The 24,351-nt window shown below is 68.9% G+C and carries 22 protein-coding genes; 18 read left to right on the top strand and 4 right to left on the bottom strand.

Annotation, left to right across the window (positions count from 1 at the left end; translation table 11 throughout):
* Nucleotides 1-54 precede the first annotated feature (54 nt).
* Nucleotides 55-453, top strand: coding sequence for a response regulator (locus tag QQK25_RS12205; protein WP_153163261.1), 399 nt, complete (start codon nucleotides 55-57; stop codon nucleotides 451-453).
* A gap of 103 nt (nucleotides 454-556) precedes the next feature.
* Here the strand turns inward: QQK25_RS12205 and QQK25_RS12200 are convergent, their stop codons facing one another.
* The 3 genes from QQK25_RS12200 to QQK25_RS12190 form a co-directional block, all read right to left on the bottom strand.
* Nucleotides 557-868: a BON domain-containing protein gene (locus QQK25_RS12200; RefSeq protein ID WP_153163262.1), complete on the bottom strand. Its 312-nt coding sequence runs from the start codon at nucleotides 866-868 to the stop codon at nucleotides 557-559.
* Between the two features lie 143 nt (nucleotides 869-1,011).
* Nucleotides 1,012-1,644: a response regulator transcription factor gene (locus QQK25_RS12195; protein ID WP_284188180.1), complete on the bottom strand. Its 633-nt coding sequence runs from the start codon at nucleotides 1,642-1,644 to the stop codon at nucleotides 1,012-1,014.
* Nucleotides 1,625-3,130 carry a PAS domain S-box protein gene (locus QQK25_RS12190; RefSeq protein ID WP_284188179.1) on the bottom strand — a complete coding sequence of 502 codons (1,506 nt, stop codon included), beginning with the start codon at nucleotides 3,128-3,130 and terminating at the stop codon, nucleotides 1,625-1,627. Before QQK25_RS12190 ends, QQK25_RS12195 begins: the two co-directional genes overlap by 20 nt.
* A gap of 266 nt (nucleotides 3,131-3,396) precedes the next feature.
* Between QQK25_RS12190 and QQK25_RS12185 the strand changes: the two genes are divergently transcribed.
* The 11 genes from QQK25_RS12185 to QQK25_RS12135 all read left to right on the top strand — a co-directional run bounded on the left by QQK25_RS12185 (nucleotide 3,397) and on the right by QQK25_RS12135 (nucleotide 12,486).
* The gene (locus QQK25_RS12185; RefSeq protein ID WP_284188178.1) at nucleotides 3,397-4,719 is read left to right on the top strand and encodes an acetamidase/formamidase family protein; all 1,323 of its coding nucleotides are present in this window, start codon (nucleotides 3,397-3,399) and stop codon (nucleotides 4,717-4,719) included.
* A gap of 39 nt (nucleotides 4,720-4,758) precedes the next feature.
* On the top strand, nucleotides 4,759-5,964 hold the full coding sequence (locus tag QQK25_RS12180) for an aromatic ring-hydroxylating oxygenase subunit alpha (RefSeq protein WP_284188177.1): 1,206 nt from the start codon (nucleotides 4,759-4,761) through the stop codon (nucleotides 5,962-5,964).
* Between the two features lie 11 nt (nucleotides 5,965-5,975).
* On the top strand, nucleotides 5,976-6,320 hold the full coding sequence (locus QQK25_RS12175; RefSeq protein ID WP_284188176.1) for a hypothetical protein: 345 nt from the start codon (nucleotides 5,976-5,978) through the stop codon (nucleotides 6,318-6,320).
* A 91-nt stretch (nucleotides 6,321-6,411) separates the two neighbouring features.
* Entirely contained in the window at nucleotides 6,412-6,891 is a 480-nt protein-coding gene (locus QQK25_RS12170) for a nuclear transport factor 2 family protein (protein ID WP_284188175.1), read from the top strand.
* 27 nt (nucleotides 6,892-6,918) lie between these two features.
* Nucleotides 6,919-8,187, top strand: a complete 1,269-nt coding sequence (locus QQK25_RS12165) for a styrene monooxygenase/indole monooxygenase family protein (RefSeq protein ID WP_284188174.1) — start codon at nucleotides 6,919-6,921, stop codon at nucleotides 8,185-8,187.
* Complete coding sequence (locus QQK25_RS12160) at nucleotides 8,177-8,716, top strand: flavin reductase family protein (RefSeq protein ID WP_284188173.1); 540 nt, start codon at nucleotides 8,177-8,179, stop codon at nucleotides 8,714-8,716. The genes QQK25_RS12165 and QQK25_RS12160 overlap by 11 nt, the downstream gene beginning before the upstream one ends.
* 165 nt (nucleotides 8,717-8,881) lie before the next feature.
* Nucleotides 8,882-9,664 carry an SDR family oxidoreductase gene (locus tag QQK25_RS12155; protein WP_284188172.1) on the top strand — a complete coding sequence of 261 codons (783 nt, stop codon included), beginning with the start codon at nucleotides 8,882-8,884 and terminating at the stop codon, nucleotides 9,662-9,664.
* The gene (locus tag QQK25_RS12150) at nucleotides 9,661-10,821 is read left to right on the top strand and encodes an OmpP1/FadL family transporter (RefSeq protein WP_284188171.1); all 1,161 of its coding nucleotides are present in this window, start codon (nucleotides 9,661-9,663) and stop codon (nucleotides 10,819-10,821) included. Before QQK25_RS12155 ends, QQK25_RS12150 begins: the two co-directional genes overlap by 4 nt.
* Nucleotides 10,822-10,873: 52 nt before the next feature.
* Complete coding sequence (locus QQK25_RS12145) at nucleotides 10,874-11,206, top strand: non-heme iron oxygenase ferredoxin subunit (RefSeq protein WP_153163273.1); 333 nt, start codon at nucleotides 10,874-10,876, stop codon at nucleotides 11,204-11,206.
* Complete coding sequence (locus QQK25_RS12140) at nucleotides 11,197-12,213, top strand: 2Fe-2S iron-sulfur cluster-binding protein (protein WP_284188170.1); 1,017 nt, start codon at nucleotides 11,197-11,199, stop codon at nucleotides 12,211-12,213. The genes QQK25_RS12145 and QQK25_RS12140 overlap by 10 nt, the downstream gene beginning before the upstream one ends.
* 3 nt (nucleotides 12,214-12,216) lie before the next feature.
* Nucleotides 12,217-12,486 (top strand): SemiSWEET family sugar transporter, encoded by a 270-nt coding sequence (locus QQK25_RS12135; protein ID WP_284188169.1) that lies wholly within the window; start codon nucleotides 12,217-12,219, stop codon nucleotides 12,484-12,486.
* On the opposite strand, the gene QQK25_RS12130 is transcribed toward QQK25_RS12135, so the two are convergent.
* The gene (locus QQK25_RS12130) at nucleotides 12,483-13,052 is read right to left on the bottom strand and encodes a winged helix DNA-binding protein (protein ID WP_284188168.1); all 570 of its coding nucleotides are present in this window, start codon (nucleotides 13,050-13,052) and stop codon (nucleotides 12,483-12,485) included. The two genes, QQK25_RS12135 and QQK25_RS12130, sit on opposite strands and share 4 nt — an antisense overlap.
* A 256-nt stretch (nucleotides 13,053-13,308) precedes the next feature.
* Here QQK25_RS12130 and QQK25_RS12125 point away from each other — a divergent pair, with 256 nt between their 5' ends.
* From QQK25_RS12125 to QQK25_RS12100, 6 genes are all read left to right on the top strand, one after another.
* Nucleotides 13,309-15,360 carry a TonB-dependent receptor plug domain-containing protein gene (locus tag QQK25_RS12125; RefSeq protein ID WP_284188167.1) on the top strand — a complete coding sequence of 684 codons (2,052 nt, stop codon included), beginning with the start codon at nucleotides 13,309-13,311 and terminating at the stop codon, nucleotides 15,358-15,360.
* A 19-nt stretch (nucleotides 15,361-15,379) separates the two neighbouring features.
* Nucleotides 15,380-15,916, top strand: coding sequence for a YfiR family protein (locus QQK25_RS12120; RefSeq protein WP_284188166.1), 537 nt, complete (start codon nucleotides 15,380-15,382; stop codon nucleotides 15,914-15,916).
* Nucleotides 15,913-19,323: a sensor histidine kinase, YfiR-like protein-associated gene (locus QQK25_RS12115; RefSeq protein ID WP_284188165.1), complete on the top strand. Its 3,411-nt coding sequence runs from the start codon at nucleotides 15,913-15,915 to the stop codon at nucleotides 19,321-19,323. Before QQK25_RS12120 ends, QQK25_RS12115 begins: the two co-directional genes overlap by 4 nt.
* A complete protein-coding gene (locus QQK25_RS12110) occupies nucleotides 19,320-22,259 on the top strand; it encodes an EAL domain-containing protein (protein WP_284188164.1) in 2,940 nt (979 codons plus the stop codon). Before QQK25_RS12115 ends, QQK25_RS12110 begins: the two co-directional genes overlap by 4 nt.
* Before the next feature lie 65 nt (nucleotides 22,260-22,324).
* Nucleotides 22,325-23,437: a metallophosphoesterase family protein gene (locus QQK25_RS12105; protein ID WP_284188163.1), complete on the top strand. Its 1,113-nt coding sequence runs from the start codon at nucleotides 22,325-22,327 to the stop codon at nucleotides 23,435-23,437.
* Nucleotides 23,434-24,351, top strand: a 918-nt coding sequence (locus QQK25_RS12100; protein ID WP_284188162.1) for an AAA family ATPase, incomplete at its 3' end; no start/stop codon positions are given. The genes QQK25_RS12105 and QQK25_RS12100, both read left to right, overlap by 4 nt.

Raw genomic sequence — 24,351 nt, 5'->3', positions numbered from 1 at the left:
CTGTGAACCGTAGTTGTCACTGTTTCTGACCGACTTTTGTACCGAGCTATCCGCATGTCGTCTGCCCCTACATCGCTGAACACGGTGATTGTCGAAGACAACCCGGCGCTCCTCGAGTTGCTGTCCGGCATGCTGGGCGGCATCGAGCGGGTCGAGGTCGTCGGCACCGCCGCCAGTGAAGCGGAAGCGATTTCGATGATCCGCAGTACCCGCCCCAAGCTCGCCATCGTCGACCTTGAGCTGCGCGCAGGAACCGGACTCAAGGTGCTCGGCGCCATCCAGAGCAACGCCGCCGATTTCGGTGCGCCGCGGACGGTCGTGTTTTCCAATCACGCCCACCCGATCGTCAAGTCGCGCTGTCTGGCCCTTGGCGCAGAGGCGTTCTTCGACAAGTCCTTCCAGATGGACGAACTGCTCGAGTTCGTCCAGGCGCTCGCCGAACGCACCAACTGAACGCGCAGCACCGCAGGGCCAGCCCTCTTGCAGATGGCCCGGCACCAAAAGAAAAGAGGGGCGGTCTTCCGCCCCTCTTTCTTGTTGCCCTTCGGCAGGCCGGTTACGGCTTGACCACGATGTCGTTCTTGATATTCACGACGCCCGGGGTGCCGCGCGCCAGATCTTCGGCCTTGCTCCGTTCCGCGCTGCTCTTGGCAAAACCGGAGAGCTGCACCACGCCCTTGAGGGTTTCGACGCTGATGGCCATCGCGCTCACGGTGGAGTCTTCGGCAAACTTGGCCTTGACGCGGGTGGTGATGGTGGCGTCGTCCACATACTGACCGACGGTGGATTGTTCGCGGGTGACGGCGCAGCCGGCAGCGGTGAAGGCGAGCAGGCCGGCAAGGGCCAGGGAGGCGGCGGTGGTTTTCATTTTGAAACTCCTTTCGGTCTTTATTCTGGCCGGGAAAGCGTGCTTCCCGATTCGTGCTGCTGATTCCAGAATAATTCCGGGCCTTGCGCCGGACTGTCCGACAGGGCGGATTGGCCTGTAGGACAAATCTGGCCGGGCCGACCTCAGCGCCCGTCGTTGTTCAGCACCAGCCGCACCAGCTCGGCCACCGAGCCGATGCCGAGCTTCTCGCGGATGTGGCAGCGGTGCACCTCCACCGTCTTCTTGCTGATGCCCAGCTCCACGCCGATCTCCCGGCTCGAAAGCCCGTCGATCAGCAGATCGAGCACCTCCCGCTCCCGCGGCGAAAGCAGCGCCAGCAGCTGGTTGATGGAGCGCGTATGGCGCTGCTGGCGGTGGAGTTCGGCAGCGCGATTGACCGCGTCCTGCACCCGGTCGAGGAGCGCCTGATCGGAGAAGGGCTTCTCGATGAAATCGAAGGCGCCGTTGCGCATCGCCCGCACCGACATGGGGATCGATCCATGGCCGGTGAGGAACAGGATGGGCAGCGCGGGATTGTCGATGCGCAGCACCTCCTGCAGCTCGAAGCCGCCCATCAGCGGCATGCGCACATCCAGCAGCAGGCAGCCTGGCTGGTCGGCGTCGTAGCCGTCGAGGAACTCCCGCCCGTTGCGGAACACCCGCACCGGATGCCCAACCGATTCGAGCAGCCAGCGCAGGGATTCGCGCACCCCGTCGTCGTCGTCCACGACGAACACGGTGGGGATGGCGGCGGGCTTAGCGGTCGGGGTCGACATGGCTCGATTCTCCGGTAGCCAGCGGCAGGCTGAAGTGAAATTTGGCACCACCGCCGGTAACCCGGGTGGCCCACAGGTGGCCGCCGTGGGAATCGACGATCGACCGGCACAACGAGAGCCCGATGCCCAGGCCCTCCTTCTTGGTGGTGTAGAAGGCGTCGAAGAGGCGATCCGGGTTGGCCTTGGGCAGGCCGTGGCCGCGGTCCTCGATGGTCACGTTCACGGTGCCGGCGGCGGTGAGGGTGGTGGCGATGACGAGCTGGCGGCGCTCCTGGGGCGTGTCGACCATCGCCTCGATGCCGTTCCGGGCGAGGTTGGAGATCACCTGCTCGATCAGCACCCAGTCGCAATCCACCAGCGCGGGCTCGCGCAGCAGCCGGTAGCGCACCGGAATACGCCGGCTGCGCGCCTCGATCTCGATGAAGGGGGCGATCTCCTCGACGATGGTGCGGATGTCCACCGTCTCGCGGTGGTAGCCGCTCTTGCGGGTGAAGTTGCGCACCGTGCGGATGATGCGCCCGGCCCGCTCGGCCTGGACGCGGGTGTTCTCCAGCACTTCCTTCAGGGTGGCGTCGTCGAGCCGGCCGGCATCGGCGCGGCGGATCGCCCCGCCCACAAAATTCATGATCGCGAAGAAGGGCTGGTTGAGCTCGTGGGCCAGCGCCGAAGCCATCTCGCCGGTGGTCGATAGCCGCGCCATGTGCGAGAGCTCCATGTCCCGCTGGCGCACCCGGGCCTCGGCCTCAATTCGGCTGGTCACGTCGCGGAAGGTGACCAACAGGCCGTTCACGCAGTGGTCTTCCAGCAGATTGACGCAGCTGCCTTCGTGCTGGCGCCAGCTGCCGTCCCGGTGCTGGATGCGGTAGGCCAGCGGAAACACCCCGCCTTCGTCCCGCGCCGCCTTCTCGAGCAGCGCCGCCAGGCGGTTGGCGTCGTCGTGCTCCATCCGCCGGAACACGCTGAAGCCGCGCACCTCGCGCTCGCGAAAGCCCAGCACCTGGCGGATCGACGGCCCCACCCAGCGCACGTGGCCGAGGCGGTCGAGGATCGCGATGCCGTCGCTGATGCTGCCGATCAGTCGCCGGTAGTAGGCCTCGCGGGCCACCAGCCGGGCCTCGGCCTCCTTGCGCTCGCGGATGTCACGCACCAGCGCGATCACCCGCGGGTGGCCGTCGGAGATGATGCGCTTGAGGTTCACCTCGGCGGGCAGATCGCTGCCGTCGGGCCGGCGCAGCCACCACTCGAAGATCTGCGGGCCATCGCGGATCACCCGGTGGATCAGCGCCCGCGCCGCGCGGCTGTCGCAGCCGCGCCGGGCCGAGCTGATGTCGCCCACGTCCATGCAGCGCAGCAGCTCCACCGGATAACCGGTGAGGCTGGCCGCCATCCGGTTGGCGTCGAGGATCGCGCCGCTGTCCTCGTCGTGGATGAAGATCGCGTCGTTGGCGTGATCGAACACGTCCTGATAGTTGGTCGCCACCTGCATGGCATCTCTCCGCCGGCCGCTCCTGCTTTAGGCCGATAAGCACTTGTACCTAGTCGCTTAGATGCGACGCCCGATTTACGCCCCGAAACCCCGCCGATAGCCTTGTCAGCACCTGCCGTCGATGACGGAACGACGCTCGTAAATGTGAAATTACAGTGTAAATCGAATTGAAAAATTAGCTATCGGCTTCCGGCCTGCGGGATCTCGCCCACCCCGCGTACCGGTGCCAAGCGTAACCCCAGCCCCCAACGCAAGGAGTGAATTCCATGAGCCAGAAGCCAACCAGCGCACAGCGCGAAGTGGTCGTCTCCACCTACACCCGCGGTATCGTCGGGCCGGGCAACCCGATGCTCGGCCCGGTGGCCGACGGCGGCACCATCCGCGTCGGCACGCCGCCGGGCTGCTGGGGCCCGATGATCACCCCCAAGTTCCAGGGCGGCCATGAAGTCTCCCAGCCGGTGGCCGTCGAAGGCGCCCAGGTGGGCGACGCCGTGGCGATCCACATCCAGCGCATGGAGGTCACCTCGCTCGCCACCTCGTCGGGCGTGATGGCCTTCGTGGATGGCCGCTACCTGGGCGACCCCTTCGTGGCCAAGCTGTGCCCGAGCTGCGGCACGGTCAGCCCGCCCAGCCACATCGAGGGCATCGGCGACGAGGCCGTGCATTGCGACGTGTGCGGCGCTGAAGTGAATGCCTTCCGCTTCACCAACGGCTACGTGATCGTCCTCGACAAGGACAACAACGTCTCCCTCACCGTCGACAAGGCCGCCGCCGAGCGCCTCGCCGCCCACGCCAAGGACAACGCCCGCCTGCCCGAGCACTCCGAGCAGCACTCGATTTTGTCGCTGGCCCGCGCCGACATCGTCGGCCTCGCGGCCCACATGCAGCCCTTCCTCGGCAACATCGGCACCACCCCGTCGAAGGATCTGCCGGATTCCCACAACGCCGGCGACTTCGGCAGCTTCCTGGTGGACGCGCCCCACGCCTACGCCATGACCCAGGCCGAGCTGGAGCAGCACAAGACCGACGGCCACATGGACACCAACTCGGTACGCGCCGGGGCGATCCTGATCTGTCCGGTCAAGGTGCCCGGCGCCGGCATCTACATGGGCGACATGCACGCCCAGCAGGGCAACGGCGAAGTGGCCGGCCACGCGACGGACGTCTCGGGCATCACCGAGGTGAAGGTGGAGGTCATCAAGGGCCTCGCCATCGACGGCCCGATCCTGCTCCAGCGCCCCGACGACCTGCCGCCCATGGCCCGCCCCATGAACCGCGAGCAGCGCGCCGCCGTGAAGGCCCTGGCCGAGCGCTTCGGCCAGGCCACGATCGAGGAGAACGGCCCCATCACCTTCATCGGCACCGGTCGCACCCTCAACGACGCCACCCACAACGGCGTCGACCGCGCCGCCAAGGTCACCGGCCTGTCGCCGGAAGAGATCCTCAACCGCGCCACCATCGCCGGCTCCATCGAGATCAGCCGCCTGCCTGGCGTGGTGCGCGTCACCTTCCAGTGCCCGATGAGCATCCTCGACCGCATCGGCGTCGGCCACCTCGTGCGCAAGCAATACGGCCTCGACGCCGCCTGAACTCCCATCCACACCCACCCAAACTGAAGGAGCACACCCATGAATGCCCCCAACGACCTGAAATGGGCCGCGAAATACCCTGATCTCGGCACCGGCCCGATCCCGGTCGAACCCTGCATCTCGCCGGAGTTTTACGAGCAGGAACGCCAGAAGGTCTTCCTCAAGAGCTGGCTGAAGGTCGGCCGCGTCGAGGAGATCGCCAAGCCCGGCGACTACAAGGTCAAGAAGCTGGCCTTCGCCAAGACCTCGGTGATCCTCATGCGCGGCAAGGACGGCCAGATCCGCGGCTTCCACAACACCTGTTCGCACCGCGGCAACAAGGTCGTCGTCGAGACCGGCGAGGAGACCTTCGGCCGCAACAAGGCCGCGGTGGTCACCTGCCGCTTCCACGGCTGGGTGTACAACGCCCACGGCAGCATCGTGCAGGTGCCCGAGGAGAACAAGTTCTCGGCCGACTTCGACAAGGCCAGGAACGGCCTCACCCCGGTGCACACCGACGTGTGGGAAGGCTTCATCTTCGTCAATCTCGACCCGTCCGAGAACGTCACCCCGCTGGCCGAATTCCTGGGCGGCATCGGCACCCACCTGGCCGGCTTCCCGTATGACGAGCTGTCCCAGTGCTTCAGCTACCACACCTACCTGGACTGCAACTGGAAGGTCGCCCACGACGCCTTCGCCGAGGCCTACCACGTGGCCACCATCCACGCCGGCTCCTTCCCCAACGTGTTCTCGTCGGGCCTGCAGAACGTCGAGCTGTTCGGGCCCCACCGCACCACCGCGATCTGCCTGTCCCTCAACGCCGAGCCGACCCCGGTCGCCAAGATCGCCAACGCGCTGGCCACCGGCTCGCTGGTCGCCCAGCGTGGCGCCTCGATGCTGCCGCCGACGGTGAACCCGGATCGCCGCGACGACTTCTCCTTCGAGCTGTCGGTGCTATTCCCCAACCTGCTGCTGCACGTGTCGGAAGGCATCTGGTTCACCCACCAGTTCTGGCCCATCGCCCACAACAAGACCCTGTGGGAAGGCAAGTACTACGTCCGCCCGGCCAAGACCAACAGCCAGCGCTGGGCCCTGGAACACGCCCAGTGCCTGCAGCGCAACGCCTGGCTGGAAGACACCGCGACGATGGAAGACACCCAGACCGCCCTCGAATCCGGCGCCAAGCAGTGGATGTACCTGCAGGACGACGAAATCCTGATCCGCCACGGCTACCACGCCCTCGAAGCCTACATGCACGCCAAGTAAGGAACACCGCGATGACCGACCTTTCCCTGCCCAAGTCCTTCGAAGTCCTCGAGCCGCTGGTCGCCACCTGGGCGCTGGCCACCCAGGACGAACGCCAGCAGCGCCGCATCCACAGCAGCCGTGGCGAGCTGCGCGCCTTCTACGAGGCCATGCTGCCGCGCCTGCCGGACATCCTCACCCACGTGGACACCTTCCCGCTCGGCGAGCTGCCGCCGGCCTCGGCGCGCCTGTTCCACCTGGCCCTGTCGCTGGCCGAAGTGGCGCCGCACATCGAGCTCTACGGCGGCGACCCGAAGGTGCCCTACAGCTTCGACGAAGCCCGCTTCGTCGCCGACCACGGCCGCGTCGCTGCTTAAGCGCGGACATGACGCCCCCACGCTCGCTCCGCTCGCTGCCCCCCAAGGGGGCGCCGGCCTCCCTTGGGGCGGCCCGGCGGGAGGCCGCGCCATGAAGCCCGCGCCCGATCTCGCCGCCCGCCTCACCCGCCTCGAAGACATCGAGGCGATCCGTGCCCTGGTGGCCCGCTACGCCCTCGGCGCCGACCGCAACAACGACCCGGCCATCCTTGGGCCGCTGTTCGCCAAGCGCGCCGAATGGGTCTGCGACGGCTTCGGCCACTACCGGGGCCGCGACGAGATCGCCGCGGAGCTGGCGCGGATCGGCCGCGAGGCCATCCGCTGGTCGCTGCACTACATGGTCTCGCCCCTCGTCGAGCCGTCCCCCGACGGCCGCCGCGCCCGCTGCCACTGGTACCTGTGGGAGCTGGCGCGGGTCGGCGAGGAGGCCGAGGCCCACTGGATCGGCGGCTGGTACGAAAGCCGCCTCAAGAAAGGCAAGAAGGGCTGGCGTTTCACCCACGTCCGCCTGCACCTGAAGCTCCTGAGCCCGCACGCCGACGGCTGGAAGACCCTGCCGGCGGCCGACTGAACCCACACAGATTCCGAGGACCCAATCATGCGCAAGATCTCCATCATCGGTGGCGGCCAGGCCGGCCTGCTGCTCGGTTTCGCCCTCCTCGACAAGGGCTATTCCGTCTCCCTCTACACCGACCGCAGCCCCGAGCAGGTGCTCAACAGCCGCATCCCCAGCACCGCCTTCCTGTTCGAATCCACCCTCGCCACCGAGCGCGAGCTGGGCCTCAACTTCTGGGAAGACCTCGTCCCCTACGGCGAAGGCATGCACGTGGATTTCCGCGGGCCGGACGGCAGCATCGGCCTCACCGTGCAGGGCCGCCTGGGCGACCTGCAGGGCCAGGCGCTGGATCAACGCACCAAGTTCTCCCGCTGGCTGCAGGAATTCCCCCGCCGCGGCGGCAAGCTGGTCATCCAGGCCGTGTCGGTGGCCGATCTCGAGAAGATCGCCGCCGAATCCGACCTCACGATGGTCGCCGCCGGCAAGGGCCAGATCAATGCCTTCTTCGCCCGTGACGACGAGCGCAGCGTGCACAGCGCCCCGCCGCGCAACCTCGCCGCGATGCTCCTCACCGGCCCCAAGCTCACCGGCGACCATCCGTGGAAGCGCGTGCCCTTCCGCCCGCTGCGCTTCAACTTCATCGCCGGCGTCGGCGAATACTTCTCGCTGCCCTTCTACACCCACACCCGCGGCGAGTGCCGCAGCTTCCTGTTCGAAGCCATCCCCGGCGGCCCGATGGACCGCTTCCAGGACGCCAGGGACGGCCACGAGCTGCTGGAGATCGCCCGCCAGGTGATCGCCGAGTTCGCCCCGGACGACCTGCACCACATGGAAGGCGCCGAGCTCACCGACGAGGACGCCTGGCTGAAGGGCGCCTTCGTGCCCACCGTGCGCAAACCCATCGGCCAGCTGCCCTCCGGCGCCTGCGTGATGGCCATCGGCGACACCGCGGTGCTCAACGACCCGATCGCCGGCCAGGGCTCCAACAACGCCGCACGGATGGTGCGTCACCTGGTCGCCCGCATCGTCGCCAACGGCAACGCCGCCTTCGACGCCGCCTGGATGAAGGACACCTTCGAGACCTTCTGGGACGAATCCGCCAGCTACACCACCGCCTTCACCAACGCCCTGCTCAACCCGCCGGGCGAGCCGGTGATGACGGTGCTCGGCGCCGCCTCCCAGCACCCGCCGGTGGCCGACGCCTTCATGCGCTGCTTCGACAACCCGCGCAACTACTGGCCGTGGATCGCCGATCTCGACGAAGCCCGCCGTTTTGTGGCCGAACGCACGGAGGAACGCTGTGCAGCCTGACACCCACGCCGCCCGCTGGGCGGGGGATGGCCCGAGCGGCGATCCCCAGGCCCTGCGCAAGGCCCTCGGCAGCTTCGCCACCGGCGTGACGGTCGTCACCACCGTCGCGCCGGACGGCAGCCCCGTCGGCCTCACCGCCAGCTCCTTCAACTCGGTGTCGATGGACCCGCCGCTGATCCTGTGGAGCCTCTCCAACCGCTCGCCCAGCCTGGCCGCCTTCACCGAAGGCAGCCACTTTGCGGTGAATGTGCTGACCGACGAGCAGGTGGACCTGTGCCACCGCTTCGGGCGCCCGGTGGCCGACAAGTTCGCCGGCCTCACGGTGACGCCCGGCGCCGGCGGCGCACCGCTGCTGCCGGGCGCGGCGGCGCAGTTTGAATGCGCGCTGGAAGCCGTCTATCCCGGCGGCGACCACCAGATCCTGCTCGGCCGGGTGCTGCGCTTCCGCTGGAGCGAGCGCACGCCGCTGCTGTTCTGCCGCGGCAAGCTCGGCGCCGCGGTGCCGTCCGAGCCGGCCCTTGCCGGCTGAGGCCGGCAAGGGCCGTGAGGAGTAAGGGGTGAGGAGTGAGGAGGCCGGGCTGACACACAGTGCGCTGGCGCTCGGGGGCAAGTCGGATCGGTTGGCCCCCTGACTCCTCAAGCCTTACCGCTCACGCCTGACGCATTTCGAATCAAAGAACATCAAGGAACCGACATGAGAGGACTCAAGGACAAGGTGGTGATCGTCAGCGGCGGCGCCACCCTCATCGGCGCTGCCATCGCCCGGGCCTTCGTGGCCGAGGGGGCGAAGGTGGTCATCGCCGACATCGACAGCACCGGCGGCATGACGCTCGCGGCCGAGCTGGGCGAGACCACCCGCTTCGTCGCCACCGACGTGAGCCGCGACGCCGACATCGACACCTGCGTGCAGGCCACGGTGAAGGCCTTCGGGCGCATCGACTGCCTGGTGAACGTGGCCGCCGTCTACGCCGACAACGGCCCCGCCTCGCCGCGGGAAGACTGGGAGAAGGCCTTCGCAGTGAATGTGTTCGGCGCGGCGATGTTCCTGCGCGCCTGCCGCCCGCACATGGCCCGCGGCAGCGCGGTGATCAACTTCGGCTCCACCAGCGCCGGCGTGGCCCAGGCCGGGCGGTGGACCTACCCGGCCACCAAGGCTGCGGTGCTGCAGCTCACCCGCAGCGCAGCGCTCGATCTCGCCGCCGACGGCATCCGGGTGAACGCCGTGTCACCGGGCTGGACGTGGTCCGGCATCCTCGACCAGATCTCCGGCGGCGACCGCGACAAGGTGAACACCGTCGCCCGCCCCTTCCACATGCTCGGACGCATTGGCGATCCGGCCGAAGTGGCCGACGCGGTGCTGTTCCTCGCCTCCGACCACGCCCGCTTCATCACCGGCAGCAACCTGCCGGTGGATGGCGGCTACGCGGCGCTCGGCCCCGAGCAGGCCACTTCCCCCATCTCGGAGCTGCTGTCATGACCCGCCTGCCCCTGCGCCTCACCTTCATCTCCGCCGCGCTCGCCACCAGCCTGCCGGCCCTCGCCACCAACGGCACCATGCCCCACGGCTACGGCATCAAGGCCCAGGGCATGGGCGGCGCGTCCATCGCCCTGCCTCAGGATGCCCTGGCCGCCGCCAACAACCCCGCCGGCATGGCCTTCGTGGGCAACCGGCTCGACCTGGGCCTCGCGGTGGTGATGCCCAAGCCCGCCTCCACCTTCGGCGGCACCGACTTCGACGGCGACGGCGTGAAGGCCATCCCGATCCCCGAGTTCGGCTACAACCGCATGCTCGACAGCCGCCAGTCGGTGGGCGTGTCGGTGTACGGCAACGGCGTGACCACCAAGTACGACACCAACATCCTCGGCGGCCCCGGCAGCGGCAAGGACGGCGCCAAGCTGATGCAGGTGATCGTCTCGCCCACCTACGCGGTCAAACTCTCCGACACCCAGGCCGTCGGCGTGTCGCTTGACCTCGCCTACCAACGCTTCCGCGTGGATGGCGTGCCCGACGCCACCGGCCAGGAAGGCCAGGGCACCGAGACCTCCATGGGCGCCGGCTTCAAGCTGGGCTGGACCGGCCAGGTGAGCGAGCGCGTCACCCTCGGCGCGATGTACGCGGCGCGGATGCGCATGGGCAAGCTCGACGCCTACCGCAACCTCCTCGCCAACCGCGGCGAGTTCGACGTGCCCGAGCGCTACGGCGTGGGCATCGCCCTGCGGCCGGTGGAGGGCGTGGTGATCGCCGCCGACGTGATGCGGGTGAACTGGGGCGACATCAACTCCCTGGCCAACCCCCTCACCGCGCCTCAGGCGGGCTTCGGCTGGCACAGCCAGACCATCAGCCGCATCGGCGCCAGCTGGCAGGCCACCCCGGCGCTGCAGGTGCGAGGCGGCTTCAGCCACGGCACCCAGATCGTCGCCGGCAAGGACACCACCCTCAACTACCTGGCCCCCGTCACGCCCCAGAACCACGTGACCGCCGGCGCCACCTGGACGCTCCCCGACCGCAGCGAGCTGTCGGTGGTGTACGCCCGCGTGCTGGGCGAGGAAGTGAAGGGCACCGGGCCCAGCGCCGGCGTCGACGTGCGCATGTCGCAAAACTGGATCGGCGCCGCCTACGCCTGGAAGTGGTAACCCGGCCGGCCGGGCTTCGGCCCGGCCCACGACGACAAGAAAGGACATCCCCATGAAACAGCTCTGCTCCACCCGCGACGTGCCCGCCGGCGGCTGCCACCGCATCGAACTCACCGACCGTCCGCCCCTGGCGGTGTTCAACCTCGACGGCCGCTTCTACGTCACCGATGACACCTGCACCCACGGCGACGCGTCCCTGTGCGACGGCGAGATCGACTGCGACGACGGCGTAGTCGAGTGCCCCTACCACCAGGGCGCCTTCGAGATCGCCACCGGCCGCCCCGCGGGCGCGCCGTGCTCCATCCCGCTGCGCGTGTATCGCGTGGAAGTGAAGGACGAGGCCATCTACGCCGCCATCGACGAGACGGAGGCCGCATGTCCGTGATCACCGTAAACGACGGCGAGGCCACCTTCGACTGCGCGGAGGGCGACACCCTGCTCCGCGCCGGCCTGCGCGCCGGGCTGGCGCTGCCCTACGAGTGCGGCGTGGGCGCCTGCGGCTGCTGCCGCTGCGAGGTGACGGCCGGCGAAGTGGCCAACCTGTGGCCCGAGGCACCGGGCCTCTCTGACCGCGACCGCCGCAAGGGCCGCGTGCTGGCCTGCCAGAGCCTGCCGGCCGGCGACGTCCACCTCAAGCTGCGCCTGCATCCCCAGCCAGAGCCGGCGATCCGCCCGGTGCGCCACCGCGCCACTCTCGTCGCCAGCCGGCAGATCACCCACGACATCCGCGAGTTCGTGCTGCACACCGATGCCCCGGCGGATTTCCGACCCGGCCAGTACGCGCTGTTGCCTCTGCCCGGCCTCGACCGGGAGCGCGCCTACTCCATGGCCAACCTGCCCAACGCGGCGGGCGAATGGCACTTCCGCATCCGCAAGGTGGCCGGCGGCGGCGCCACCACCACACTCTTCGAGCGCCTCGCCATCGGCGCCAGCGTCGGCCTCGACGGCCCCTACGGCCTCGCCCACCTGCGCACCGACAGCCCACGGGACATCGTGTGCATCGCCGGCGGCTCGGGCCTCGCGCCGATGCTGTCGGTCGCCCGCGGCGTGGCGGCCGATCCGGCGCTGGCCGGGCGGCGGGTGGATTTCTTCTATGGCGGACGCACCCCGTCCGACCTCTGCGGCGAGGCCGATCTGGCGGCCCTGCCCGGCTTTGGCGAGACGATCCGCTACCACGCCGCGGTGTCGGATGCCGACGCCGCCGCCCGCGATGGCTGGCGCGGCCCGGTGGGCCCGGTGCATCAGCTGGCCGAAACGGTGCTGGGCGAGCGGCTGACCGAAGCCGAGTTCTACCTCGCCGGCCCGCCGCCGATGGTCGAAGCCGTGCAGCAGCTGCTGCAGGTCACCCACCGCCTGCCGCCCGAGCGCATCCACTTCGACCGGTTCTTCTGAGCGATGGACATCGACACCCTCATCGGCACCATCGCCGGCTGCCTCAGCACCGCGGCCTTCGTACCCCAGGCCTGGCAGATCTGGAAGACCAAAAGCGCGCGGGACGTGTCGTGGGCGATGTACGCGGTGCTGATCGCCGGCGTGGCCCTGTGGATCGTCTATGGCCTGCGCCGGGGCGCGCTGCCGCTGGTGCTCACCAACGGGGTGATCCTGCTGGTGGCGCTGGTGATCCTGGCGATGAAGCGCCGGTTCGGCGACGGCGACGCCGGCTAGGAACGGGTGGTGAGCACCCGGGCGGCCTGGTCGTACAGGCCGATGAAGTGGCTCATCACCTTGGTGGCGCCGCGGAGCTGCTCGCGCAGCTGCTCCATCTCCTCGGCCGGCGCCAGCACCAGATCACGCCGGCGGGCCACGAAGGCGGCCACCACCTCGCGGCCGTCCTCGGTGGTGCGGTAGGTGGTGCCGCGGGCCGAACGATCGCTGGCCTTCTCGATCAGCCCGGCCTTCTGCAGCTTGCGCACGCTGTACTGGATGTTGGCCAGATCGTCCCGGTTCATGAAGCGGCTGATGTCCGACAGGCTCTTGGGCCGGTCGAGGGTCTGGATGATGTGCAGCACCATGTTGTCCTGCCCCGAGAAGCTCATCTCCCCTGGCACCCCGGCCAGCCCCTGCATGTTGTAACGCCCGAAGGCCTCGCACAGGCAGATCAGGGCATGCTCGAACTCGGCCACCACCCGCTCGGCGTCGGAGGCGGCCAGATGCCAGGGCTGCGCCGCCACCGCGTCTGGGGCGGGCGCATCATCGACGGCATCGGGGGTGGCAGTGCGTCTTGCGGTCACGGCGGGGCACTCCATCGGTTGGAACAGGCCAGAATCTAACCCAGATCCGGCCCGCCCGCAGGCCACCCCATCGGCCTACGACGAAAGGTGTAGATCGCAGGGCGGCCTCACCGGCCCCGAAAACCCTGCCAGAATGGCAAAAATATGCCCGTATCCGTTTGATCTTCAGGCGATGGCGCTATAACATTCCGGCCTCATATTGTTAAAAAACGTTGCCGGACGAATCGCATACTCACGGCATGTCGTGGAAGGATCCATGAAGCCGCAGCATCTCACCCCTGTCATCGCTCTTTCCTGCGCGCTCGCCCACGCCGACGCGCCGCCATCGGCTTCCGGCGACATCACGAACCTTCCCCTCAGCGGTTTTGTCGAGGCCACCAGCCTCGAACAGCTCGCCGATCTGGTGGTCACCGACACCAAGCTCGGCCAGACCCCGGATTCCGTCACCCAGCGCATCGTCGTCCTCAAGAGTGACGAGATCGCACGCCTGCCCACGCCCAACGGCAACCTGGCCGAGCTGATGCGCCACACCTCCGGCCAGTTCGTCAATGTGCTGTCCCGCAACGACGCCAACTGGGGCTCGTACGCCGGCCTCGGCCCCAAGTACAACAGCTACCTCCTCGACGGCCTGCCGATCGACGCCTTTGCCGACGCCATGAGCCTCGACAGCTCGGCCATCGAGCGCATCGAGATCCACAAGGGCCCGGCCTCGGTGCTGTACTCCAACTACCTGACGATGGATTTCGTCGGCAACGAGGCCCCGCTGGCCGGCACCACCAACTTCGTGCTGAAGAACCGCGTGGACACCCCGCTCACCCGCTTCGCCGCGGGCTTCGGCTCGTGGGGATCGCGCGCGGCGCGGGCTTACACCCAGGGCGCCAGCGGCCCGCTCAGCTACATCGTCAGCGCCAGCCACGAGCTCGCCGACTACCGCCAATACGGCAACCCCGGCTCGTGGCTGCAGACCACCAGCCGCCCCCACTACGAGAAGGACCGGGTCTTCACCAACCTGTCCTACGCCCTGGGCCGGCCCGACCACACGGTCAGCCTGTATTACCAGTTCACTGCCCACCAGGGCACCATGGGCCGCCCGAACCGGGATTTCGACCACACCTACAACACCTTCAACTTCGCCTACAACAACGCCATCAACGACGACTGGCACCTCCAGTTCAAGTACGGCGAACGCCACTACGACCGGCGCTTCGCCAACGACGATTACCCGTCCAGCCTGGCCCTGGTCAATCGCGACATCAACCGCCAGACCATCCGCCCGGCCGACCTGACCGCCAGCTACCGCCACGCCCGGGATTCGCTGCTCACCCTGGGCGTCGATGGCCAGTGGGTCGACTACGAAACCGAATCCCGCAGCCCGGCCGGCGCCACCACCCCCGCCAACCGGGCCGAGGCCCGCTCCACCGGCTACTTCATCCAGGAAAAGCTGCGCTGGAACGACTGGGTGCTGCGCGCCGGCCTGCGCCGCAACACCATCCACCACGACTACGCGCTGCTGGGCGGCAACGCACCCACCACCACCAGCGCCGCCTGGAGCAAGAACCTCTGGAGCGTCGGCGCGCGCTACAACCTGTCGCCCGGGCTCGCCTTCTATGGCAACGCCGGCTCCAGCTTCATGGTGCCCACCGCCAAGCAGATCGGCGGCACGGTGCCCACCCCCGGCGCCAGCGGCGAGCTGCCCAACCCGGCCCTGCGCCCCGAAAGCGGCATCGGCCGCGACCTGGGCGTCGACTGGCAGGCCACCTCCGCCCTGCACCTGAACCTGCGCGGCTTCTTGAACACCATCAGCGACGCCATCGTCACCAACATTGTGAGCGCCGTGCCCTCCCAGGTGCGCTCCGAGAACGCCGGCGGCGCCCGCTCGGCCGGCTTCGAGCTCGACTCCCGCTACACCCTCGGCGCCGGCCTCACCGCCTTCGCCAACTTCACCCACACCCGCACCCGGATCAGCGACAACCTCAACCCCGGCAACGACGGCAGCCAGATCCCCTTCGCGCCGGATCGCCTCGCCAACGCCGGGCTGGTCGTCCCGTTCCCCGGCGAACTCGTCGTGGCGGCCTATTACCACTGGGTCGGCCGGTACTACGACAGCACCGACCGGGCCGGCCGGCAGTCCTTCGGCAACTACGGGGTGATCAACCTGCGCGCCCAGAAGGTGCTCTCCCGCACGGCCAGCTACACCGCGCTCGCCACCGCCGACCTGAACAACCTCACCGATCGCCAGTACCGCATGCCCTTCGACTTCCGCGATCCGGGCATCAGCGGCTTTGCCGGCGTCGAAGTGCGCTACTGATCACCGCGGCCGCCACGCGATGCGCGCATCTGCCTCCCGATCACGCCGCAGCCCGTTCGTCCTGGGCGGGCTGCTGAGCCTGCTGCTGGCCTTCGCCTACACCCCGGCCTGGGCCGCCGGTGAGCTCGAAGCCAAGATCAAGGCCGCCTACGTGTTTCATGTGCTCAAGTTCGTCGACTGGCCCCAGGCCGGCAGCGAACCCCTGCGCCTGTGCGTCACCGGCACCGACGCCGTGGGCCAGCTCCTCGCCGAGCTCTCCGGCAAGCAGATCAAGGATCGCAGCCTGCGGGTCGACATGGACCCGGGCGCCGATCTCGGCGGCTGCCACGCCCTCTACATCGGCCGTTCCGAACGCCGCTGGCACGACATCCTCGGCCGGCTGCGGGGCAGCGTCCTCACCATCAGCGACGTGGACGGCTTCGCCTCGGCGGGCGGCATCGTCGGCTTCTTCTCCGACAGCGGGCGGATCAAGCTCGACATCAACCCCGACGCGGCCCGGCAGGCCAACCTCAAGATCAGCGCCAAGCTGCTCGAACTGGCAAGAACGGTGCAATGATGCGGCCCTCAACCGACAGGCGCGGCTTCCTCGACCGCATGCAGATCAAGACCAAGCTGGTCCTGCTCATCGTGCTGACCAGCGTGGTCGCACTGATCGTCCAGGCCGCCGGCTTCGTGGCCTACGAACGGATGCGCGTCACCGACCAGCTGATCGGCGACCTCTCCTCCCTCGCCCGGATCGTCGCCAACCGCAGCACCGCCGCGCTCATCTTCAACGACGACAAGGTCGTGGGCGAAACCCTCACCGCCCTGAAGGTCAAGCGGGCCATCGTCGCCGCCTGCGTCTACGACGCCGACGGACGCGTCTTCGCCCGCTACGACAGCGGCGAGGAACGCCCCTTCCGCTTCCCGCCCCCCGCCACCGCTGGCGGCACGGTCATTGAAGACGGCTACCTGCATCTCACCGAACCGGTCATCGAGGACGGCGTGCAGCTGGGCACCGTGTTCATCCGCGCCAGCTTTGCCGAGCTCAACCAGCTGTGGCGCGACTACCTGCTGTTCGCCGGGCTGATCGCCCTGGCGGTGTCCTTCATCGCCCTGCTGGCCGCCACCCGCTGGCAGCGCGTCGTCGCCGGGCCGATCGAGCGCCTCACCCGCACCGTCAAGACGATCTCCACCAACAAGGACTACCGCCTGCGCGCCAGCGCCGAAAGCGAGGACGAGGTGGGCACCCTGGTGGATGTCTTCAACGGCATGCTCGACGCCATCGAGGAGCGCAACCAGGCCCTCATCGACAGCAACCACCGGCTGTCCGACAACGAAGCCCAGCTCAAGCTCGCCAACGAAGAACTCGAAGAACGGGTGCGGGCCCGCACCGCCGAGCTCCAGGCCCTGTTCGACTCGGCCAGCGTCGGCATCGTGCTGGTGCGCGACGGCGCCATCACCCACCAGAACCGGCGCATGGACGAGATGTTCGGCCTCGGCGACGTCACCGCCAGCGAACTCGCCAGCCTGTGGCGCAGCGGCCCGGAAGGCGCCGAGGCCGAGGCCGCCCTGGCCCGGGGCGAGACGATCCGCCGCGAGCTGGAGATCCCTCAGCCCGAGGCCGGCCGGATGTGGGTGCGCATGTCGGCCCGGGTGATCGACCCCGCCGACCCGTCCCGCGGCATGGTGGGCGTCGTCGAGGACATCACCGCCGAGCGCGCCGCGATGGACGAGATGATCCGCGCCAGGACCCTCGCCGAAGACGCCTCGCGGATGAAGTCCGAGTTCCTCGCCACCATGAGCCACGAGATCCGCACCCCGATGAACGCCATCATCGGCATGCTCTACCTGGCCCTCAAGACCGAGCTGCCGCCCGGCCTCTCCAACTACCTCTCGAAGGCCCAGGGCGCCGCCCACTCGCTGCTGGGCATCATCAACGACATCCTCGACTTCTCGAAGATCGAGGCCGGCAAGCTCGAGATCGAATCCATCGAGTTCGGCCTCGACGCGGTGCTCGAACAGCTCAAGGACACCATCGTCCTGCAGGCCGAACAGAAGGGCATCGAGTTCCTGATCCGCTACGACGTGACCATCCCGCCGGTACTGGTGGGCGACCCGCTGCGCCTCGGCCAGATCATGCTCAACCTGTGCAGCAACGCGGTCAAATTCACCGAGAAGGGCGAGGTCGAACTCGCCTTCCGCTGCATCGAGGCCACCGACACCGACCTCACCCTGCACTTCTCGATCCGCGACACCGGCATCGGCATGACGCCCGAGCTCGTCAGCCGGCTGTTCCAGAAATTCACCCAGGCCGACCAGACCACCACCCGCCGCTTCGGCGGCACCGGCCTCGGCCTCGCCATCAGCAAGCACCTGGTCGAGCTGATGGACGGGCGGATCTGGATCGAGGAATCCGTGCCCGGCAAGGGCACCACGGTGTGCTGCACCGTGCATCTCAAGGTCTCGCCGGAAGCCCAGACCCACCGCCAGCGGCTGGTGGAGAAAGCCGGCCCGCTGCTCGCCGGCATCCACGTGCTAGTGGTGGACGACAACGAGGTGTCCCGGGAGATCGTCGCCGAGATGCTGCGTTTCTTCAACCTGGAAGTCAGCGTCGCCTCCAACGGCCCCACCGCGATGGCCATGCTCCAGGCCGCCGACCCACCCTTCGACATCGTGCTGATGGACTGGCGCATGCCGATGATGAACGGCGACGAAGTCACCCGGCGCATCCAGGCCAACCCGGCGATCCAGCACAAGCCCAAGATCGTGATGATCACCGCCTACGGCCGCGAGGACGTCATCCGCGCCTCCGAGCAGGCCGGCGCCGACGCCTTCCTGGTCAAGCCGGTGTCGCCGTCGATGCTCCTCGACACCATCCTCACCAGCCTCGGCCGCGGGCGCATCCTCGAAGAGCGGCGCACCAGCGCGCTGCGCCCGGGCAGCTGCGACCTGCGCGGCGCGCGCCTGCTGCTGGTGGAAGACAACGACATCAACCGCGAATTCGCCACCGAGCTGCTGCGCAGCATGAACACCGTGGTGGACGCCGCCGTGAACGGCGCCGAAGCCGTCGCGATGGTCCGCGAGCACCACTACGCCGCGGTGCTGATGGACATCCACATGCCGGTGATGGACGGCCTCGAAGCCGCCCGGCAGATCCGCGCCCTGGGCAATCAGCCCGGCGGCCAGCGCTTCCGCGACCTGCCCATCATCGCCATGACCGCCCTGGCGATGGCCCACGACGAGCAGCGCAGCCTCGCCGCCGGCATGAACGACCACATCACCAAGCCTGTCGCCCCCGACCGCCTGCAGGCCGCCCTCGCCCGCTGGCTGCAGATTCCCCAGACCGCCCAGCTCCTGCCCGCCAGTAGCAGCCACCTCGACGACGACCTGCGCCACCTCACCACCATCGACTGCGAGCAGGGCGTGCGCCGCATCGGTGGCGACCAGGGCGCCTACCGCAAGCAGCTCCTGCGCTTCCGGGCCCGCTACGCCGGCGCCGCCGACACCCTCGCCTCGATGATCGACGAGCGCCCCCTGCGGGAAGCCGAGGAGTTCTGCCACGCCCTCAAGGGCGTCTGCGGCAACATCGGCGCCGACGCCCTGTTCGCCTGCGTGACCGACATCGACAACCAGCTCAAGCAGGAGACCCGCCCCGAGCCCGCCGACCTGGCCCGGATGGCCCGGCTGCTGGGCGAGGTGATGGCCGACATCGAGCGCCTCGAAACCCCGCCGGAAGCCGCACCATCCGCCACCAGCATGGGGCCTGCCGAGGCAGGCCAACAGGTGGCACAATTGATCGAATTGCTGGAATCCGACCTGGGCGCTGCCCAGGCGGTCATGACGACGCTGCGCGCAGGCGTCGCCGGCACGGCGGTGGAAACCGTCATCCGCGAGATCGCCGAGAAGCTCGATCTCTTCGAGATCGACGAAGCCATCGCCCTGCTCAAACGCCTGCACGCTGAACTGGCCGGCCCGCCATGAACGACACCCCCGCCGCACCCGCCGACAAGAACCACAAGCCGCGCATCCTCATCGTCGATGACGTGCACGAGAACCTGCACGTGCTGGTCGGCATCCTGCGCAACGAGTTTGCCGTCGTCGTCGCCACCTCCGGCCCCAAGGCCCTCGAGCTGGCCACCCGCCAGCCGGCCCCCGAGCTGATCCTCCTCGACATCCGGATGCCCGGGATGGACGGCTACGAGGTGCTCCACCGCCTCAAGTCCGACCCCGTCACCGCCGACATCCCGGTGATCTTCGTCACCGCCCTGGCCGAAACCGCCGACGAAGCCGTCGGCCTGCGCCTGGGCGCCGCCGACTACGTCACCAAACCGGTGAATCCCGAGCTCCTGCTGCTCCGAGTGCGCAACCAGCTCGAGCTGCGCAGCCACCGCCGCAAGACCGCTGCCGGCAACGGCGCCGAAGCCGTGCTGCGCGCCGAGAAGCCCACCCTGCTGCTGGTGGACGACATCCCCGAAAACCTCCACGGCCTGTCCACAGCGCTTCACGACGACTACCGGATCATGGTCGCCGCCAACGGCCAGCGGGCGGTCGAGCTGGCCACCGGCCCCAATCCGCCCGATCTGGTGCTGCTCGACATCATCATGCCGGGCATGGACGGCTACGAGGTGTGCCGGCGGATCAAATCCAGCCCCAGCGGCGGGCGCATCCCGGTGATCTTCGTCACCGTCGCCGACAGCGTGGTGGACAAGCTCCACGGCTTCTCCATCGGCGCCGCCGACTACATCACCAAGCCCTTCGACATCGACGAAGTGCGCGCCCGGGTCCGCACCCATCTCGATCTCAGCCGCCTCCAGCGCTCCCTCGAACAGCTCATCGAAGAGCGCATGGCCTCGCTCCAGGAAGCCAACGAGGCCCTCGCCGAGAGCAAGGAGAAGTACCGCATCCTGGCCGAGTACTCCCCCAACTGGGAATACTGGATCGACCCCCAGGGCCACTACCTCTACGTCTCGCCGGCCTGCCAGGACGTCTCCGGCTACAGCGCGGTGGATTTCGTCGGCGACCCCGACCTGATGCGCAAGATCATCCACCCGGACGACCTCCCCATCTGGGACGCCCACGACGAACAGCAACCGTCGCCCGACGGCCACCACCTGCCCAACTTCCGCATCCGCGCCCGCGACGGCTCAGAGCGCTGGATCGAGCACATCTGCCAGCCGGTGGTGGACGCCCGTGGGCGCTTCCTCGGCAGCCGCGGCAGCAACCGCGACATCACCAGCCGGGTGCGCGCCGAAGAAGAACTCCACCTGGCCGCCACGGTGTTCGCCACCACCTCCGAGGCGGTGATGGTGATCGACGCCACCAACCGGGTGCTCACCGTCAACCCGGCCTTCACCGAAATCACCGGATTCAGCCAGGAAGAAACCGCCGGCCACGAGCCCGTGATGCTGCCCGCCGACCCCTCCGACCCGGAGCCCTACCGGCACCTGTGGGCGGCGGTCAACAGCACCGGCCGCTGGCAGGGCGAGATCACCAGCCGGCGCAAGGACGGCCGCGAGTTCATCGCCTGGGCCACCGTCAGCACCGTGTACCGTGAGGACGCCTCGGTGCATCGGCGGGTCGTGCTGTTCTCCGACATCACCGAAAAGAAGAAGGTCGACAACCTCATCTGGACCCAGGCCAACTACGACCACCTCACCCGCCTGCCCAACCGCCGCCTGTTCAACGACCGCATGGAGCGCGAGGTGCGCAAGGCCCAGCGCAACGGCACCACGGTCGGCCTGCTGTTCATCGACCTCGACCGCTTCAAGGAGGTCAACGACACCCAGGGCCACGAGATCGGCGACCTGCTCCTCATCGAAGCCGCCAGCCGCATCCGCCAGTGCGTGCGCGACTACGACACCGTGGCCCGGCTGGGCGGCGACGAATTCACCGTGATCCTGTCCGAGCTCCACGGCGGCAGCGAGATCGGCCGGATCGCCCAGGACATCATCGATCGCCTCTCCGAGCCCTTCCTCCTCGCCCACCAGGAACACTTCGTCTCGGCCAGCATCGGCATCGCCGTGTTCCCGGAAGACGGCCTCACCATCAGCGAGCTCATCAAGCACGCCGACCAGGCCATGTACCTCGCCAAGGACGCCGGCCGCGGCTGCTTCCGCTTCTTCACCCGGGCCCTCCAGCAGAGCGCCGAGCAGCGCGTGCGCCTCGCCGGCGAGCTGCGCCGGGCGGTCGAGGCCGAACAGCTCGAGGTCTACTACCAGCCCATCGTCGAGCTCGACACCAACCGCGTCACCAAAGCCGAAGCCCTGCTGCGCTGGAAGCACCCCACCCAGGGCACGGTCAGCCCGGCGGTGTTCATCCCCGTCGCCGAAGACACCGGGATCATCCACGACCTGGGCGACTGGGTCTTCCGCCAGGTCATCCGCCAGGCCCGCCGCTGGCGCGACACCCTCGGTGAAGACTTCCAGGTGAGCATGAACCTGTCACCGGTGCAGTTCAACGTCAGCGGCCCCAGCTGCCGCCAGTGGGCCGAACTCCTCGCCAGCGGCGACCTGCCCGGTGCCAACCTGGTCATCGAGATCACCGAAGGCCTGCTGATGAACACCGAGCCGGGCATCCTCGACATCCTGCTGCGCTTCCGCGACGCCGGCATCGGCGTGGCCATCGACGACTTCGGCACCGGCTACTCGTCGCTCGCCTACCTCAAGAAGTTCGACATCGACGTGCTCAAGATCGACCAGTCCTTCACCCGCAACCTGAGCCCCGACGCCCCCGACTTCGCCCTCTGCGAAGCCATCGTCGTGATGGCCCACAAACTGGGCCTGAAGGTCATCGCCGAAGGCGTCGAGACCGAGCTCCAGCGCGACCTGCTGCGCCAGATCGGCTGCGACTACGCCCAGGGCTACCTGTATTCCCGCGCGGTGCCGGCCGACCAGTTCGAAGCCTTCTGCCGCGCCTGAGCAGCCCGCCCGCCGCCCCGGCGTGCCACAATCCGCGCCGCCTCCCCGTTTTTCGATTGCCGCCCGTGATCACCCTCCTGCACACCGCCGACTGGCAGATCGGCAAGCTCTTCGGCCAGTTCGACCCCGATGACGCGGCCCTCCTCGCCGAAGCCCGCTTCGCCGCAGTCGAACGCCTCGCCCGCCTCGCCACCGACCACCGGGTCGACGCCGTGCTCGTCGCCGGCGACGTGTTCGACGCTCAGGGCGTCACCGACCGCACGATCTACCGCCTGTTCAACGCCATGGCCGGCTTTGCCGGGCCGTGGGTGATGATCCCCGGCAACCACGACGCCGGCCTCGCCGAATCGGTATGGACGCGCGCCGCCCGGCTCGGCGCCATCCCCGCCAACGTCCACGTGTGCCTGCAGCCCGCGCCGCTCGTCGTCGCCGGGCTGGCGATCCTCCCGGCGCCGCTCACCCAGCGCATCACCCACGCCGACCTCACCGAATGGTTCGCCAGCGCCGAAACGCCCGTGGGCCTGCCGCGCATCGGCCTCGCCCACGGCAGCGTGCAGGGCCTGCTGGCCGACGGCATCGACTCCTCCAACCCCATCGCCGCTGGCCGCGCGGCCCAGGCCCGCCTCGACTACCTGGCCCTGGGCGACTGGCACGGCACCCGCCGGGGCGATGAACGCTGCTGGTACGCCGGCACCCCCGAGACCGACCGCCACCGCGCCAACGACTCCGGCCAAGCCCTGCTCGTCCGCCTTGCCGGCCCCGGCGCGCTGCCCGAAGTCACCCCCGTCGCCACCGGCCAGTACCGCTGGCTGAGCGAAACCATCGACCTGCAGGTGCCCACCGACCTCGACGCCGCCCTCGAACGCATCGACGCCTTCGGTCCGGCCGACGTGGTGCAGATCAGCGTCACCGGCCAGACCGACCTCGCCGGCCACCGCCGCCTGCAGGACGCCGTCGCCCGGGCCGGCGGCAAGGCCCGCAGCCTCAGCGCCGATCTCGATGCCCTGCGCCTCGAACCCACCGACGCCGACATCGCCGCCCTCGACGCCGACGGCTACCTGGGCGACGTGATCGCCGAGCTGGGTGCCGACCTCAAGGCCCGCCCCGACGGCCCTGCCCGGGACGCCCTGGCCCTGCTGGCCGGTTTTCTTGCCGACGACCGGAGCGCCGCCCGATGAAACTCACCCGCCTGCGCGTCGAGCAGCTCCGTCAGTTCCGCCAGCCGCTGGAGATCACCGGCTTCGAGCCCGGCCTCAACGTGTTCACCGGCCCCAACGAAGCCGGCAAGAGCACCCTCGTCGCCGCCATCCGCGCCGCCTTCTTCGAGCGGCACCGCTCGAAAAGCGTCGATGACCTGCAGCCCTGGGGCGACAGCAGCGCCGCGCCCACCATCGAGCTGGATTTCACCCTCAACGGCCAGCCCTGCCGGCTCACCAAGCGCTTCCTCGGCCGTGCCCGCTGCGACCTGCAGCTGGGCGCCCGCCACTTCGACGGCGCCGACGCCGAGGACCAGCTGGCCGAACTCCTCGGCTTCCAGTTCGCCCAGAAAGGCAGCAGCAAGAGCGAGCACTGGGGCATCCCCGGCCTGCTGTGGATCACCCAGGGCACCGCCCAGTCCATCGCCGAGCCGGTCAGCCACGCCGCCGGCCACCTCAACCGGGTGCTCGGCCAATCGCTCGACCACTCCCTCGGCGAAGTCGCCAGCAGCCGCGGTGACGCCATCCTCGCCAAGGTCGAGGCCGCCCGCAACGAGCTGCTCACGCCGGCCGGCGGCCGTCCCCGCGGCCCCTTCGCCGACGCCGAAAGCCAGGTGGCGGCCCTCGAAACCCGCCTCGCCGAACTCGACAGCGCCATCGCCAGCTACTGCCGGCAGGTGGACAAGCTCGCCGCCCTGCGCCGCGAGCACCGCGCCGAAGAAGCCGAGCAGCCCTGGCTCGGCTTCCGCGCCCAGGCCCGGGATGCCGCCGAACGCCTCGCCGCCATCCAGGACGTGGAGCGCGATCTCACCGCCGCCCGCCAGCAGGCCGGCCAGTTCGACGAGCGCATCCGCCTGCTGCGCCAGCAGCTCGACACCCTCGCCCGCCAGGAAGAC

The organism is Zoogloea oryzae (assembly GCF_030161255.1).
GTDB classification, from domain to species: Bacteria; Pseudomonadota; Gammaproteobacteria; order Burkholderiales; family Rhodocyclaceae; genus Zoogloea; species Zoogloea oryzae.
This window is presented reverse-complemented; position numbering and strand designations above follow the sequence as displayed.